Annotated in this window: 11 protein-coding genes; 6 read left to right on the top strand and 5 right to left on the bottom strand. The window is 47.9% G+C overall.

Annotation, left to right across the window (positions count from 1 at the left end; genetic code table 11):
- Positions 1 to 25: 25 nt before the first annotated feature.
- The 3 genes from Q1V85_RS02005 to Q1V85_RS01995 form a co-directional block, all read right to left on the bottom strand.
- Positions 26 to 1291, bottom strand: coding sequence for a sialidase family protein (locus Q1V85_RS02005; RefSeq protein WP_300596908.1), 1266 nt, complete (start codon positions 1289 to 1291; stop codon positions 26 to 28).
- Between the two features lie 130 nt (positions 1292 to 1421).
- The gene (locus Q1V85_RS02000; RefSeq protein WP_300596906.1) at positions 1422 to 2102 is read right to left on the bottom strand and encodes a GntR family transcriptional regulator; all 681 of its coding nucleotides are present in this window, start codon (positions 2100 to 2102) and stop codon (positions 1422 to 1424) included.
- Between the two features lie 157 nt (positions 2103 to 2259).
- The gene (locus tag Q1V85_RS01995) at positions 2260 to 2748 is read right to left on the bottom strand and encodes a hypothetical protein (protein ID WP_300596904.1); all 489 of its coding nucleotides are present in this window, start codon (positions 2746 to 2748) and stop codon (positions 2260 to 2262) included.
- Between the two features lie 324 nt (positions 2749 to 3072).
- Here Q1V85_RS01995 and gltB point away from each other — a divergent pair, with 324 nt between their 5' ends.
- Positions 3073 to 7587, top strand: a complete 4515-nt coding sequence (gene gltB, locus Q1V85_RS01990; protein WP_300596902.1) for a glutamate synthase large subunit — start codon at positions 3073 to 3075, stop codon at positions 7585 to 7587.
- A 36-nt stretch (positions 7588 to 7623) separates the two neighbouring features.
- Positions 7624 to 9129, top strand: a complete 1506-nt coding sequence (locus Q1V85_RS01985; RefSeq protein ID WP_300596900.1) for a glutamate synthase subunit beta — start codon at positions 7624 to 7626, stop codon at positions 9127 to 9129.
- A gap of 441 nt (positions 9130 to 9570) precedes the next feature.
- On the opposite strand, the gene Q1V85_RS01980 is transcribed toward Q1V85_RS01985, so the two are convergent.
- Positions 9571 to 11217 (bottom strand): OmpA family protein, encoded by a 1647-nt coding sequence (locus Q1V85_RS01980; RefSeq protein ID WP_300596898.1) that lies wholly within the window; start codon positions 11215 to 11217, stop codon positions 9571 to 9573.
- Between the two features lie 201 nt (positions 11218 to 11418).
- On the opposite strand from Q1V85_RS01980, the gene Q1V85_RS01975 reads away from it, so the two are divergent.
- Genes Q1V85_RS01975 through Q1V85_RS01965 form a run of 3 tightly spaced genes read left to right on the top strand, consistent with a single transcriptional unit; the run spans position 11419 to position 15320 of the window.
- On the top strand, positions 11419 to 12381 hold the full coding sequence (locus tag Q1V85_RS01975) for a polyprenyl synthetase family protein (protein WP_300596896.1): 963 nt from the start codon (positions 11419 to 11421) through the stop codon (positions 12379 to 12381).
- A 34-nt stretch (positions 12382 to 12415) separates the two neighbouring features.
- Complete coding sequence (recJ, locus tag Q1V85_RS01970) at positions 12416 to 14125, top strand: single-stranded-DNA-specific exonuclease RecJ (protein ID WP_300596894.1); 1710 nt, start codon at positions 12416 to 12418, stop codon at positions 14123 to 14125.
- A gap of 55 nt (positions 14126 to 14180) precedes the next feature.
- Entirely contained in the window at positions 14181 to 15320 is a 1140-nt protein-coding gene (locus Q1V85_RS01965; RefSeq protein ID WP_300596892.1) for a sterol desaturase family protein, read from the top strand.
- 84 nt (positions 15321 to 15404) lie between these two features.
- Here the strand turns inward: Q1V85_RS01965 and Q1V85_RS01960 are convergent, their stop codons facing one another.
- The gene (locus Q1V85_RS01960) at positions 15405 to 15800 is read right to left on the bottom strand and encodes an STAS/SEC14 domain-containing protein (protein WP_300596890.1); all 396 of its coding nucleotides are present in this window, start codon (positions 15798 to 15800) and stop codon (positions 15405 to 15407) included.
- Between the two features lie 108 nt (positions 15801 to 15908).
- On the opposite strand from Q1V85_RS01960, the gene Q1V85_RS01955 reads away from it, so the two are divergent.
- Positions 15909 to 16466 (top strand): transposase, encoded by a 558-nt coding sequence (locus tag Q1V85_RS01955; protein WP_300596888.1) that lies wholly within the window; start codon positions 15909 to 15911, stop codon positions 16464 to 16466.
- Positions 16467 to 16660: the final 194 nt, after the last annotated feature.

The raw sequence follows: 16660 nt of genomic DNA, 5'->3' as shown, positions 1-16660 counted from the left end.
TTTGTATGACCTTAAACATTTTTTATTACTCAGGATTGTTTTCCAAAATCCAGGGAAGATTGAACTTGTGCAGTTCAATGGATTTATTGCTGGTGCTTACATGTAAATTTTCGTTGAGCTCTGTTAACGCGGCCACGCAGTAGTCTGCCGTTTTTGCCATCGATGAATAGCCGCCCCTGCCTGCCGTAATATTCGCATAGTCGCAGGTGTTATAAAAAATCAGCGACCGGTGCACGGGCCAGGTACTGCCGTCATTGTAGCTCAGCCAGATGGTCATATCACAACGTTTATCCGTTGAGTTGGGTCCGATAAACAACGTGCGATGCGGACTGTCTGTATTATACCGTAACAGGGAGCCCTCGCAGCCCCCGGTTCCGGGACTGGGAAGCTGGCTGATATATGCCCAGGGCGACCAGGTGCCCGGCAGGTTACCCACGGAGCGGATGCGTGTACGGTTTCCCTGAAGACTGCTACCCGGCCGGTCGATACGGGTATACCATCCCCCTTCATGATCGTTCATTTTCTCCATAACCGTGCCTTCACTGCCACCGGCCGGCAGCAAGACATAATTCCAGGTGCTGCCCTTATCATCACTGTAAATATTCCGGTCCTTTGCCGGGATCACCAGGCGTCCGGGATGGTCAAACTGCGTGCGGATGCCAATGCCCGGCCCGATACAATCCCATTTCATGTAGGAAGGGGTCAGTGTTTCTGTGGCATCTGAAGGCGTGGCCCAGCTAAGCCCATTATCATCGCTGTAGGTAATCTTTACACGGCGGGCGCCCCAGTAGTTCATCTGGGTGATATCGGTAAAGGAACCCAGGTTCCAGGACATAAACAGCCAGATGCGGCCATTGGTCCCTTTTGTTGGGTCGTAAACGGTGGTAGGATTGCCCCAGGTATCGGTGGAGTTTTGTCCCGCCACAATTTTCAAACTGCCCCAGGTTATACCATTATCCGTGGAACGTTTGCAAACCACATCAATATCGCCATAATCGGTGTGATTGTTTTTACGGCCTTCGCAGAAAGCCAGCAGCACGCCGTCCTTTGCTTTGATAATGGACGGTATCCGGAAACTGTGGTAACCGCCTTCGTTGCCACCATCAAACAATACCACGGGCAGCATCCGGTAGGGTGCAGCCAATGTGGTGGCCGTTGTTTTTGCAACAGCGGATGGTGCCGGTCTTCCCAAACCCGGTGTTCCTTCTTTCATTTTTTTCATACAGGCGCCTAAGAGCAATGGTAGTGCAAGCAGGCCCATCCATCTTTTTGTGAACAATCTTTTTTCCATAGACAAAATCGTTTAGTAGTTATGTTCTACATAACAAATATAGAGCATAATAGTATTGTACCAAAAAAATAATCCTGAAAGGCATAAATGAGCGATCGTTTCTAATGCATCCTTATCCGGATGCCCTGTATTAACGGTAGGATTTGAGCCGGTCGTAATGCGGCTGCAGGTGCGCCAGCATTCCTTTTTTGAATGCTTCTTTATCTCCCTTGCGCAGTAGTTTTACCAGGTCTTTATGGGAAACCTTTCCGGATACCTGTTTTTCCTTCTCCAGCTTCACCACATAGCCAAAGATGGGTAGCAATAATTTTTGAAAGTTCTTAAGGGTTTCATTACCCGTCATTTCATACAGCTTGCCATGAAAGGCTATTTCGTTGTTGATCCGGAAGAAATCGCCTTTTGTTTCGTTCTCAGCAATCATTTCCAGCTCTGCAATATCCGTTTCTGTTTTCCGGATAAACAACAGCTCTGCAATACCTGCTTCCAGTGCAAGACGCAGTTCGAACAGGTCCTGTAAGGTAGCCGTATCCAGGATCGTGGGGTTTAGTACTTTTTCGAAAGTGCCTACGATATCCGGGTTGGAAATCACCATTCCCACTTTTTTTTTCGACTCGATAATACCCAGCATTTTAAAACGGCTCAATGCCTCCCGCACCACGTTCCGGCTAACACCAAGCGAGGCGGCCAGTTCCAGTTCGGTGGGAAGCGCATCCCCGGGTTTAAAGGATTGCTTTGTAAAATATTCGCGCAGATTCAGTTCTACCTGTTCTGCCATCGATTTGGCACCAATCGGTTTAATGCCTTTGATCATAGAGTGGACATTTTTGTACTACAATTGAACAAAATTATTGTTTTCTCCGTAATCCCGGCATTTATCTTTTGATGCTGACAAAAGCACAGCGCGCCATCCTATATGGCTGTATACCATACATCCCCAACAAATACAGTGAAGACTTCTGCCTTACAACTTAAATGATTATGGCAGACCGGCCCTGGTTCACACTACGGAGATACCCTTCAAAATAACCGGGGATCTGGTAATCGGCCCCATGCTGCAGCCGGCTGCGCACCTGGTTAAATGCCAGGATGCCGGTTTCAAACTGCGGCTGACCGGTGATAAAAATGGGCTGATCCAGTTTTTGATACCAATAATAACTGCCGCCCGTGTGCTTACGGGCTACCTCAAAAATATAAGCGCCTGCCCCTTTTACAATTTTTTGCTGTTGCTCCGGGGTCATCTCCCCGTAGAATACGCTGGCATCCTGAAGCAGCGCTTCCAGTATTTCCAGACTGGAAACCGAAAAATCGAGCCCCGGGTACCTGGGTGCATATTTTTGAAGAAAGCCTACGGCCAACAGTTCCAGCTCTTTATCAAGCGGTAAGGCGGAATGAGGCTCCGGCTTTTCTTTGCCGGGATCTTTTTTATTTGTGCCATTAAAAAAATCAAAAAAACGCATAGGTTGAAGTTTAGACCGGTGGAACAATAGCCCGATAAAAATAGTCCATTCCTTTCAGAAACACACCGTTAAATCCGCGCCCACAGGCTGTTTGATAAAAGATCCGCAGCATTTTAGCAGGAGTTCTAAATCGCTTTTAAGCCATTGATCCATTTATTGAAAAAAATCAACAAAAAGCACCGATTACTTACGAAATTTCAATTTTTTTTCCGATTCGACTGGCTATTGTCTAAATAAGCGGATTTTTTATTAATTTACACAGCTCGATTGCCCACTCTGTATTGAAAAGCCAAACTTATTTATTAAAAATCGTTATTTAAAAAAATGACAGAAAAAAAAGGATTATACGACCCTTCGTTTGAACGTGATGCGTGTGGGATCGGTTTTGTTGCCAATATCAAAGGCAATAAAAATCACCAGACGATTTCAGATGCCCTTACGGTTTTGGAAAACATGGATCACAGGGGTGCCTGTGGCTTCGAGCCCAACACGGGCGACGGCGCCGGCATTATGATTCAGATTCCGCATGAGCTTTTTTATGACGAATGTCTGCAGATGGGTATTTCCCTCCCGGCAGTTGAAGAGTATGCAGTGGGCATGATCTTCTTTCCGAAGGAAGTAAAGGCACGGGAAGAGTGTCGCGACACCTTTACCCGCGCGGCAGAAAAAATGCAGATGAAGGTGATCCGCTGGCGGAATGTGCCGGTAAACACGGAAGGCATCGGCTCTTCGGCCCTTTCGGTAGAACCGGATATTGAGCAGGTTTTTCTTAAAAAGCCGGACAATATTAAAACGCCCGAAGAGTTCGAACGCAAACTGTTTGTATTGCGTAAATATGCCACCCACCTTACGACCAACGCGGTAAAAAAAGATCCGATCGGTTTTTATATCAGCTCGCTGTCATGCAGAACGGTTATTTATAAAGGACAATTCACCAGCTTCCAGGTACGCACCTATTACAAAGACCTTACGGACAACCGTACGGTAAGTGCTTTTGGACTGGTACATTCCCGCTTCGCCACCAATACCTTCCCTTCCTGGCGACTGGCACAGCCGTTCCGCTTTATTGCGCACAACGGAGAGATCAATACCTTGCAGGGGAACCTGAACTGGTTGCGTTCCAGTGAGAACAGCTTTGAATCGCCCCTGTTTACCCGGGAAGAGATGGATATGCTGGTGCCCATTGTAAGCAACGACCAGAGCGATTCGGCCTGCCTCGATAATATGATCGAGCTGCTGGCGCTTACCGGCCGCTCCCTGCCGCATGTAATGATGATGCTGATTCCCGAAGCCTGGGATGGCAATGAAGATATGGACCCCATCAAGAAGGCCTTTTACGAATTTCATGCCTGCCTGATGGAACCCTGGGACGGACCTGCTTCCATTTCATTTACGGATGGAAAGATCATTGGTGCCACACTGGACCGCAATGGTCTGCGCCCTTCCCGCTATTGCGTTACCAGCGATGGCAGGGTAATCATGGCCTCTGAAACCGGTGCCTTACCGGTGGATCAGAGCCTGGTCATTGAGAAAGGCCGTCTGCAGCCGGGAAAAATGTTTGTAGTAGATATGGAACAGGGACGCATCATCAGTGATGAAGAACTGAAAAAAGAGATCTGTTCTCAAAAGCCCTATGGCGACTGGCTGAACAAACATAAGATCCGTTTGAATGAACTTCCCGAACCAAGGGTGATGTTCACCAACCTGAGTGAAGACCAGATCTTCCGGTACCAGAAATCGTTTGGTTATACTTCGGAAGACGTTGAAAATATCATTTCCCCGATGGCCATCACCGGTAAAGAACCGATCGGGGCCATGGGTGTAGATACCCCGCTGGCGGTATTGAGCGATCAGCCGCAGCATTTAAGTTCCTACTTTAAACAATTATTTGCACAGGTAACCAATCCGCCCATCGATCCCATCCGGGAACGCATGGTGATGTCGTTGGCCACTTTTGTAGGTGACAACGGAAGCCTTTTAATTGAAGACGAAATGGATTGCCACGTGGTGGCGTTGAAGCAACCCGTGCTGACCAACTTTGAGCTGGAAACCCTGCGGAGTATTGATACCGGAACCTTCCAGGCAAAAACATTGCAGTGCTATTTCAGGGCCGATGGAAGACCCGGCTCCCTGGAAAAAGGGCTGGACCGGATCTGCGCGTATGCAGAGGATGCGGTAAATGACGGTTTTGAAGTATTGGTATTACAGGACCGTGCCATCGACAGCCAGCACGCGCCCATTCCTTCATTGCTCGCCGTTTCTGCCGTGCATCATCATTTGATCCGGAAAGGGCTGCGCGGAAAAGTAGGGATCGTTGTAGAAGCCGGCGATGTTTGGGAAGTGCATCACTTCGCCTGCCTGCTGGGCTTTGGCGCAACCGCTATTAACCCGTACCTGGCATTCTCTACCATTCACAACCTGAAGGAGACCGGCAAAATAAAAACCACGCTTTCCACGGAAGAGCTTTATAAAAATTACATTAAAGCGGTGAGCGACGGTTTACTGAAGGTATTCTCTAAAATGGGGATCTCCACCCTGCAATCTTACCAGGGTGCACAGATCTTTGAGATCATCGGCTTAAACCAGGCCGTGGTGCGGAAATACTTTACCGGAACCACTTCCCGTATCGAAGGTATGGGACTGGATGAAATTGCACGGGAAGCATTGACCAAACATCATTTCGGATTCAGCCAGAAACCCAACCCGGTAGACCAGTTGCCCACCGGAGGTTTTTATCAATGGAAACGGAAAGGGGAAGCGCACCTGTTTAACCCGCAAACCATTCACCTGTTGCAGTATTCAACAAAAATGAATGACTACAACATCTTTAAAAAATATACAAAGCTTGTAAACGATCAAACCTCCAAGGCCATCACCTTAAGAGGGTTACTTGATTTTAAACGCACCCGGAAACCGATCTCGATTGATGAGGTAGAACCGGCCGAAAAAATTTACAGGCGCTTTGCTACCGGGGCGATGAGCTTTGGCTCTATCAGCTGGGAAGCACATACCACACTGGCCGTTGCCATGAACCGCCTGGGCGGCAAAAGCAATACCGGTGAAGGCGGTGAAGACGAAGCGCGTTATACGCCGCTGGAAAATGGCGACAGTATGCGCAGTGCCATCAAACAGGTGGCCAGTGCCCGTTTTGGGGTAACCAGTCTGTATTTAACAGAAGCAGACGAACTGCAGATCAAAATGGCACAGGGTGCCAAGCCCGGGGAAGGCGGACAGCTGCCCGGTGATAAAGTAGATGACTGGATCGGAAAAACCCGTCATGCCACACCAGGTGTTGGGTTAATTTCCCCGCCTCCGCATCACGATATCTATTCGATTGAAGACCTGGCACAGCTGATCTTCGATCTTAAAAATGCCAACCGCCATGCACGCATTAACGTGAAGCTGGTGAGCAAGGCGGGCGTAGGTACTATTGCTGCCGGTGTTACAAAGGCGAAGGCAGACGTGGTATTGATTGCCGGTCATGACGGCGGAACCGGGGCCTCCCCCATCAGCTCCATCCGTCATGCAGGATTGCCCTGGGAACTGGGTGTAGCCGAAGCACAGCAAACACTGGTGAAGAATAAATTAAGAAGCCGCGTGGTATTGCAAACCGATGGCCAGATGCGGACCGGCCGCGATATAGTGATTGCAGCCATGCTGGGTGCCGAAGAATGGGGCGTAGCTACTGCCGCCCTGATCGTTGAAGGCTGTATCATGATGCGCAAATGCCATCTGAATACCTGCCCTGTTGGTGTGGCCACACAGGATCCGGAACTCAGAAAACGCTTTACGGGTAATCCAGATCACGTGGTGAACTTTTTCAAATTCCTGACAGAAGATATGCGGGAAGTAATGGCGGAGTTGGGATACCGGACCGTAGAGGAAATGATCGGTCAATCGAACGATCTGAAAGTACGGGAAGGCATTACCCATTGGAAATATAAAAACCTCGACCTGTCTCCGATCCTTTACCGTCAGCAGGAAGAAGCCGGTGTTGGTCTTTACAACGCTGAGGAGCAGGATCACGGTATCAAATCGGTGCTGGACTGGAAGTTTGTTGAAGCGGCCAAACCCGCTATTGAGAACGGAACACCGGTAAAAGCGTCGTTTGCTATTGTGAACACCGATCGCGCCGCCGGAACCATTCTCTCGCACGAGATCACCAAGAAATACCGTTCGGAAGGATTGCCGGAAGACACGGTGCACCTGCAACTGAAGGGTACGGCCGGACAAAGCTTTGGAGCGTTCTGTAATAAGGGAATTACCCTGGAACTGGAAGGCGATGCCAACGACTATTTTGGTAAAGGACTGAGCGGTGCCAAGCTGATCACCTACCCCGATGCCAAGGCCGGATTTGTGGCGGAGGAGAACAGCATCATTGGTAATGTAGCCTTTTATGGTGCTACCAGCGGTGAAGGCTTTATCCGCGGAAAAGCGGGAGAACGCTTCGCGGTGCGCAACTCGGGTGCAACAGTAGTGGTAGAAGGTGTTGGCGATCATGGTTGCGAATACATGACCGGAGGTAAGGCCATCATCCTGGGAAATACCGGCCGGAACTTTGCCGCAGGGATGAGTGGCGGTATCGCTTATGTGTATGATGCCAGTCAGAAATTTGCTGATAATTGCAATAAGGAAATGGTAGAACTGGATCCGGTGAATGACGCAGATGCGCAATTCCTGAACCAGTACATTTCCAGGCATTACCAGTATACCAACAGCCCGGTGGCCAAATTCATCCTCGATGATTTTGAAAACCAGCTGAAGAACTTTGTAAAAGTATTCCCATCCGAATACAAGAAAGTATTACTGGCAAAAGAAGCACAAAAACAATTGGCATAAATCAGCAATTAGAAATCAGCAATTAGAAATTAGAATATGGGTAAACCAACAGGATTTTTAGAGTTTTCCAGAGAAACTCCCCAAAAGAAAGCAGTAGCAGAACGCGTTCAGCATTATAAAGAATTTGTAGCCTTATTTCCGGAAGAACAATTAAACAACCAGGCCGCCAGATGTATGGATTGTGGCGTTCCCTTTTGCCACAGTGGCTGTCCGCTGGGCAATGTGATCCCGGAGTTCAACGATGCTGTTTATCGCAAAGAGTATAAAGAAGCTTATGATATTTTAAGCTCCACCAATAACTTCCCCGAATTTACCGGCAGAATATGCCCTGCGCCCTGCGAATCGGCCTGTGTACTGGGTATCAACCAGCCTCCGATCGCAATCGAAGAGATCGAAAAACATATTATTGAGATCGCCTTTGAACGCGGGTTTGTTTCTAAAAAAGGCCCCAATATCCGCACCGGTAAAAAGGTAGCCGTTGTAGGCAGTGGTCCTTCAGGCCTGGCTGCTGCGGCGCAGCTCAATTATGCAGGGCATGCGGTAACCGTTTTTGAGCGGGATGAAAAGCCGGGCGGTTTGCTCCGTTATGGTATCCCGGATTTTAAGCTGGAAAAATGGGTGATCGACCGTCGCATTGAAGTCATGCAGGAGGAAGGTGTTGAGTTCCGCTGCCACGCGAACGTGGGTAAGAACATCAGCATTCACGACCTGCTGCGCAACTACGATGCCGTAGTGCTGTGTGGTGGCAGCACCGTTCCCCGTAACCTCCCCATTCCGGGCAGGGAACTGAATGGTGTGCATTTTGCAATGGACTTTCTGAAACAGAACAATAAACGGGTCGACGGGAAAGATATCCTCGCACATAAGGATATTGAAAGCAATATATTAACGGAGGAAGTATTGGCCACCGGCAAAAATGTGGTGGTAATTGGTGGCGGCGATACCGGCAGCGACTGTGTAGGCACCAGTAACCGCCATAAAGCGGCTTCCGTAACCCAGTTTGAGTTGTTGCCCATGCCTCCGAAAGAGCGTACAGAGGGGATGCCCTGGCCTTCCTACCCCATGCTGCTGAAAACAACAACCAGCCATGAAGAGGGCGCTAACCGGCATTGGTCCATTGCCACCAAAGAATTCAGGGGTGACGCAAACGGCAACCTGAAATCGCTTGTAGTGGTAGACCTGGAGTGGAAAACCCCCGAACCTGGAAAACCGGCCCAGTTTACGGAAGTGCCCGGTTCTGAGCGGGAAATGCCCTGCGAACTGGCCTTGCTGGCTATGGGCTTTGTACATCCGCAATACCAGGGGCTTCTTGAAGAACTGGATGTGGAACTGGACAACCGGGGTAATGTAAAAGCTTCGGAGCAGGCGTACAAAACCAATATTCCAAAAGTGTTTACGGCAGGTGATATGCGCCGGGGTCAGAGCCTGGTTGTATGGGCTATCAGTGAAGGCCGCGAATGTGCCCGGAAAGTAGATGAGTTCCTGATGGGCCATTCCATACTGGAATCAAAAGAGCAATCCGTACTGATGTCTTTCGAGTAAAGACCCGGATAACGACAAAAAATCTTCTGAAGCTGTCTCATTCAATTGAGGCAGCTTTTTTTATGCCGCCTGAACTGTTGAATCATATCTTTTTCGTTGATGTTGCTGGCGCGTGCAACCTGTAATGTATAATGACAACCAGCCTCTTCACCCCCTGCCTCCAGAACGCCATAGAAGGATTTAGCCTACAGCCATAAGCCTTTATATTCCTATGCAGACGCTGGCCTGTATCCTACTTTCTTAGTACATTAGGCTGTTGCGGAACCTTGGAACCAGGTGTGACCATATAATAAACAGGGCTCCCGAAAGTCATGAAATAATACGAAATCAGGCTTTATTTTCTTCCCATTGGTGTCCGTTATCCGCAAAATGAAGCCTTTACCCCATATAAAAAACCCTTCCCAAACGGGAAGGGTTTATATCTGTTATAGCAAAAAGTTACTATTTTTTGCGAAGATTCGGATGCGGAGGAGCGATTGTGTTCGGTCCGTCTTCACCCGGTGCAGCTGCACGGATATCTACAGAGTTGCAATCTCCACCTTCCTGACCAGAAGAGAAGATAAAACGATCTCCGCTGATACCTTCTTTTTCCTGTAAGTGAGTGATCACTTTGTTTACGTGATCCCAGCTTAATTGCTGTTGTTTTTTAGTAGCAGCGCAATAGCCAACTACAACCACTTTACAGTTAGGATTTGCTCTCAGTTTAGAAGCTACAGTAGCTAAAGAAGCAGCAGCATCAGGAGAGAGTGTGTTAGAGTTTGCTTTGAAAGTTACGCCTGGTAAAGCACCCAGTAAAGTAGCGCAATCATCAGCGGGTTTAACACCACAACCTTCTGGACAAGGACATTTACCAACTCCATCAGCATCTACCGGCTGGCAGTATGTAGGAGTGATCAGCTCTTTATCTTTACAATCAGGAACACCGTCACCGTCAGTATCGCGGCTTACACCATGTGTATCAACCGGGCAACCAGCAGGAGTTTGCTCCTGGTCAAATTGGTCAGTTACACCATCGCCATCCGAATCAGGAAGAACGATTTCAGGAACACGACGCAGTTCGCCGTAAGCATAGTTCAGCGGGTTCAACCAGTACAGCGGCTCAACTCTTCTGGATTTGTTACCCAGGTTAAAGTTCAGACCTACAGTCAGGTAGTTAAAGAAATCTTTATCAGGGCTCAAAGAAGCCTGCTCTGCCCAACGCTGACCGTCTAACAGATCAGAAGCATTCATATTGTAGATCACGCGATCTTCAATTGCCAGGTTAACGCGGGGAGACAGTCTGAAAGCAACACCAGCACCTGCAGTAGCAGAAGGAGTGATGTAACCGGCAAACATTTTGCTCCATTTAACACTTGGATCTCTTTCTGCAGGAGACTCATAAGAATCATCCAGCATGTCTTTCGCTGCTTTTAACGCATCTTTACGATTTACGTTATCCTGAGTTCCGGGTGCAGGGAAACTGTACTTGCTGGAACCATTCAGCGCGTTAACAGTTGTACGGAAAGTGTTTACACCAACACCCGCCAGGGCATAGATGGTAGCACCAGTCTGCGCTTTATAGAAACGGATGTTTCCTAAATTGAATAACGCCTGTAAAGACAGATCCTGAGCGATTGTCTTGTAGTTGTAGTTTACAGGAGCGCCTGCATAACCAGCAGCAACCCAGGGATTGTCAGCCGGAGCGTTTTTATAGCCTGTAGAAGGTCTCCAGTTCAGTCCTTTGGCTACACCATAAACGTACTCCAGTCTTAACGACATTACATGTCCTAAGGATTTACGGAGATGGCCGCCGAATCCGAAAGAATTACCAAAACGGGCATTCACATCCCCATTTACTAAGAAAGATCCACCTTTGATACCGAGTTCCCACATGTCTTTAGGTTTAGCGGGATAATCGCTTGTACCAACCATAAAGTCATTATGCTGCTGCAGTCTTTTACCAGAATAGTAATTGGAGTCTGTAACAGAATAAGTACCGTACAGCGGGTGAGGCGCTGTGTACGGATGCGAAGGGCTTACCTGAGAAAACCCTGTAGACGCAATAAGGCAGCCTAGACCTGCCAATAATGTGTACTTTTTGCTTGTCATAACTAAGGATTAAGATTTAAAAACGATTTCCTAAAATGAATAGCAAATTTAAAGCCATTTCTTAAATAAACAAATTTTTAACCAAAAAAAATAATAAAAAAATCGACGTTTCTTGTTTATTTTCAATTAAAAATGAGTAAATTAAATCACATCAATTTGATGGAATTAGTCTTAATTTGCCCATAATATTATGCATTGACAATGAAGCTTCCCACGTCCCTTATAAAAGTCGAATTAGAGAGTTTTGAGCAGCGGTTTAACGCGGCGGTGAAAAGTAATACCCCCCTTTTAGACCGGATTATGCGGTATATTGTTAAACGGAAGGGTAAACAATTACGGCCCATGTTTGTTTTCCTGTCCGCCAAAATGTTTAGCCCCACCACGGAAGCCACCTACCGTGCAGCATCCCTGGTGGAGATCCTGCACACCGGTTCCCTGGTGCATGACGACGTGGTGGATGACTCCTACGAGCGCCGGGGCTTCTTTTCGACCTACGCACTCTGGAAAAACAAAGCATCCGTTCTTGTGGGCGACTATCTTTTTGCCACCGGCCTTCTCCTTTCCCTGGAACACGGTGACCACCGTATGCTGAAGATCATGTCTGACGCCATCCAGAAAATGGCCGAAGGAGAGCTACTACAGCTGGAAAAAGCCCGGTCTTTAAACCTCAAAGAGGCTATTTACTACGAAATTATCAAAAATAAAACAGCCTCCCTCCTCGCCTCAGCCTGCAGCGCCGGCGCCTGGTCCGTGACCGAAAATGAGGAGGCCACAGAAAAAGCCCGCCTTTTTGGGGAAAAAACCGGCATTGCCTTCCAGATCAAGGATGATCTTTTTGATTATGCCAGCGAGGATGTAGGTAAACCCACCGGAAACGACATCAAGGAAAAGAAAATGACCCTGCCCCTCATTTATACCCTGAACAATACCGATAAAGCCACCAAACAAAAAATCATTAATATTGTAAAGAACAATAACAACGACCGGCAAAAAGTGCAATGGGTACTTCAAATGGTGAAGGAAACCGGGGGAATCCGGTATGCTGCTGAAAAAATGAACGCTTATAAAAACGAAGCGCTGGAAATTTTAGCCACTTGTCCCGACAATGAATACCGCCGTGGGTTGGAGGATCTTGTTCATTATGTAACCGAAAGAAAATACTAAAAAGGATCGCCCTGTAAGCGAACACCCCGCCGCAATGGAAAAACGATGGAACATACTGCAGCCTGATGCTGAGACCGTAACTGCTTTACAAAATACATTAAAGATCAATCGTGTGCTTTGTAAGATCCTGGTACAGCGCGGGATCCGGACGTTTGAAGAAGCCCGGCTTTTCTTTCGTCCCCAGATGGAGCAGCTGCACAGCCCCTGGCTGATGAAGGATATGGACAAGGCCGTGGAACGCGTACTGGCCGCCTTCCGGAACCAGGAAAAGATCCTGGTATTTGGCGATTATGATGTAGACGGTACCACATCCGTAGCGGCCATGTACCGCTTTTTAAAAACCCAGTACAGTGCAGTCGATTTTTATATCCCCCACCGGTACCGGGAAGGGTACGGCGTAAGCAAAGCGGGGATCGACTTTGCAAAAGAAAACGGTTTTTCACTCATTATAGCACTGGACTGCGGGATCAAATCCGTAGACCTGGTGCAGTATGCCCATACCCTGCAGATCGATTTTGTGATCTGCGACCACCATTTGCCGGATACCATTGTTCCGGATGCCGCAGCCATCCTGAACCCAAAACAACGGGACTGTGCCTACCCTTATAAAGAACTCTGCGGCTGTGGTGTAGGCTATAAGCTCATTACAGCCCTTTGCGAAAAGCTGGAACTGCCTGCAGCTTTCCCTTACCAGTTTCTTGACCTGGTGGCCACCGCTATTGCGGCCGACATTGTTCCGATTACCGGCGAAAACAGGATCCTGGCTTATTACGGGCTGCAGCAGGTAAACCAGGAGCCCAACCCGGGTATCAAAGCACTTGCATTTTTAAGCGGCACCCAATTGCCCCTGTATATACACAACCTGGTTTTTATGATCGCGCCCCGGGTAAATGCAGCCGGAAGAATGGATGACGCCCGGAAGGCTGTTCAGCTCTTTGTGTCACCTTCTTATGAGGAAGCCCTGGGTTATGCTGAACTGTTGCACAGCGATAACAGCGACCGTAAAGAAGCCGACTCCAGCATTACCGAAGAAGCGCTGGAAATTATTGTACAAAACACTACCTGGAGCACCCGTAAATCAACGGTTGTATACCAGCCGCACTGGCATAAAGGCGTAGTAGGTATTGTAGCCTCCAGGTTGATCGAGCACCATTACCGCCCCACGGTAGTACTAACGGAAAGCGGCGACTATGCCGCGGGCAGCGCCCGGAGCGTTCCCGGATTTAACCTGTATGAAGCCATTCATGCCTGCCGGGAATACCTGATCGGGTATGGCGGACATTTTGCCGCAGCGGGTCTTACCTTAAGTAAGGAGAATATCGACCTGTTCCGCGAAAAATTTGAAGCAGTAGTGGCTGCAAGTATTTCCGACGAACTGCTGACACCGGAACTGCTTATTGATGCCGAAATTTCGTTTGCCGATATCACTCCTGCTTTTTTTAATATCCTCCGGCAAATGGAGCCCTTTGGACCCGGAAATATGAGCCCGGTGTTCCTGGCACGCGGTGTTAGCGATACCGGCTTCAGCCGCATTGTAAAAGAACAGCATCTCCGGTTTGTGGTACAGCAAAACGGACTGCAATTAACAGGAATCGGCTTTAACATGGCTGCCAAATTTCCCATTGTGTCCGGGGGGCGGCCATTTGACCTGGTATTTAAAATCGATGAAAATGAATGGCAGGGCAAGAAGAACTTGCAATTACGGGTAGAAGACCTGCGGGTTTCGGATGATATCCCGGCCTGACACAGGCCTTATTATCCCTACAAAAATCTTATTATTTTTTAGTGAAATTGATGACATGGCAAGATATGAACGTCTTAAGATAGGAAAAGGACAAATCAGTGGTTATATATCCGTCTTCCTGGCAATACTTGCACTAGGGGGAATGCTGTGTTTCCGGTATCCGGAAAAACTCACCACGCCCGAATTCAGACAGGTATATACCGGCGAAAGCATGGCTACATTAATAACGGCAGTCGTTATCGGTTCTTTTTTCTTTGCGCTTTTAAGCCTCCTTTTAAGTAAAAAACTAAAGTGGGCGCTTATTGGCGCCGCCCTGTCGGGTATGGCTGTATTGTTGGGCGCTTTTGGAATGGAAGGCCGGGCCGTAGAAAAATCCAGCTGGCATTTTGGACTGGACTGGATGCTGCTGGACCTGCTGCTGATGACCGCCATTTTTATTCCCCTGGAACTATTTTTTCCCAAACGCCGGGATCAGACTAAATTTCATGAAGAATGGCGTACGGATCTTGTATATTTTGTGATCAGCCATTTATTCATCCAGTTTTTTGGGGTCATTACACAAAAGCCGGCCTTATTGTTTTTTGGATGGATCGGCTTAGACAAAATACATGTGTGGGTGGCCAACCTGCCTTTTATTGCCGGGCTGTTCCTGGCGTTTTTTGCCACCGACCTGTTCCAGTACTGGGCGCACCGGATCTTTCACAACCATGTTTACCTGTGGCGGTTTCATTCCGTGCATCATTCTACCCAAAATATGGATTGGCTGGCCGGCAGCCGCACCCATTTTGTTGACATTTTCTTTACGCGGGCAATGACCTTTATACCACTTTACATCCTGGGCTTTTCGCAGCCTGTCTTTAATACCTATATTATCTTCATCGCTGTACATGCGGTGCTGATCCATTCCAATACAAGGATCAATTTTGGTCCGCTCAAATACATCTTCACCACCCCGCAATATCATCACTGGCATCATTGTGAAGATCCCCGGTATTATGGAAAGAATTTTGCGTCTATTTTCCCGCTGATCGACTGGATCTTTGGCACCTACTATTTACCGGCCAATGAATGGCCCGCAGGAACCGGCGTGCATGAGGCGGAATATCCCAAAGGGTTTATAAAACAAAGTATTTATCCTTTTACCAAGAGCCCATTTGACCGGAACTTAAATATGGAGGAGCAGAGTGACCGGTAGGCGTTTGAGTAAATCCCTCCTGTTTATTGCCTGAAAAGCGATCACCCGCCTGGGCGGCAATCATACGCCCCTGCCGGTTCCTGCTTATAAAAACTGCCTCAGCCATTCTTTTGCCTCCGTATCATTGGTAAAGCTTTTTACCGGTATGGGCGACGGCTTTAATTTGAACACGATTTTCATGATCAGCAGTGCCAGTCCCGGCTCGGAGATCATAGCCATTGCCTTATAATTTACCGGCAGCATTTCAGCCGATAGTTTGCGGGTGGCTTTATCCGGGACCGGCGATTTTGCGAGGTAGATCAGCAGCGGTACCCGGTTTCCCCCGGTCAGCTCTTTTACCAATGCCACATTACCCGAAATATTTGTTACCGTACGTTTCACCGCCTTTGAAAGTGATACCAGTATCCCCTCCTCAAACCAGTAAGTGGCTATTTCACCATCAGAAACCGGCCGGTCCGAAGGAATATTGATTTTTTGCATTTTTAAAAATTAAAGTGTCGTAAAAATACGCTCTTCGAGACTTATAGTCTCGAAGCAATTTGCATTGCCTATGGCAATTATTGCTGTATCTTTAAGAAAACCTATGTTATGAGCTATGAATACGCCGATGGCTACAGGATCCGGGATCAGGGGGCCACACATTTTTTAACCTTTACCATTGTGGGATGGATTGACATTTTCACCAGGCAGCGTTACCGCGATCTGATACTGAACAGCATGCAGTTTTGCAGAGTTAATAAGGGATTACAGATAGGAGCTTATGTCATTATGTCGAATCATCTTCACCTTATCTGGACGACCCGGGAAAATAATTTAAGCGATATTATCCGGGATTTCAAAACGTATACCACCAAGGCCATCACCCGCTCTATTGAGGAAGAACCCGAAAGCCGCCGGAATTGGTTGCTCCATATGTTTGGCTTTTATGCAAAGCGCACCAATGCTAACGATTATTTTAAGGTTTGGACAGGAAACAATCACCCGGAAGTGATCTATTCTGAAGACTTTTTGCGCTGTAAATTGAATTATATTCATCAAAACCCGGTGAAAGCGGGGCTGGTTGCCGAAGCAGCACATTATCTCTACAGCAGTGCCCTGGACTATGAAGGAAAGAATGGGCTGATGACAATTGATCTGCTTTTTTAGTTTTTAATCGCCAAAGGCGATAGAAAGGGGCTTCGAGACTGGAAGTCTCGAATAACGCGAATAGCGCGCATTTTACATAAACAATTCATATTCAAAGACAAAGGGCTGCCCTGCTGAGCCGAAAATCCTTTGCAGGGCCGGAAATGAGGGTGGCGCAAAGATTGCAGGCGGGCAGGGAACCACGACCGATAGCA

It is taken from the genome of Niabella sp. (genome assembly GCF_030150205.1).
In the GTDB taxonomy this organism is placed as follows: domain Bacteria; phylum Bacteroidota; class Bacteroidia; order Chitinophagales; family Chitinophagaceae; genus Niabella.
The sequence above is the reverse complement of the archived record's forward strand: the minus strand, read 5'-3'. Positions and strand labels throughout refer to the sequence as shown.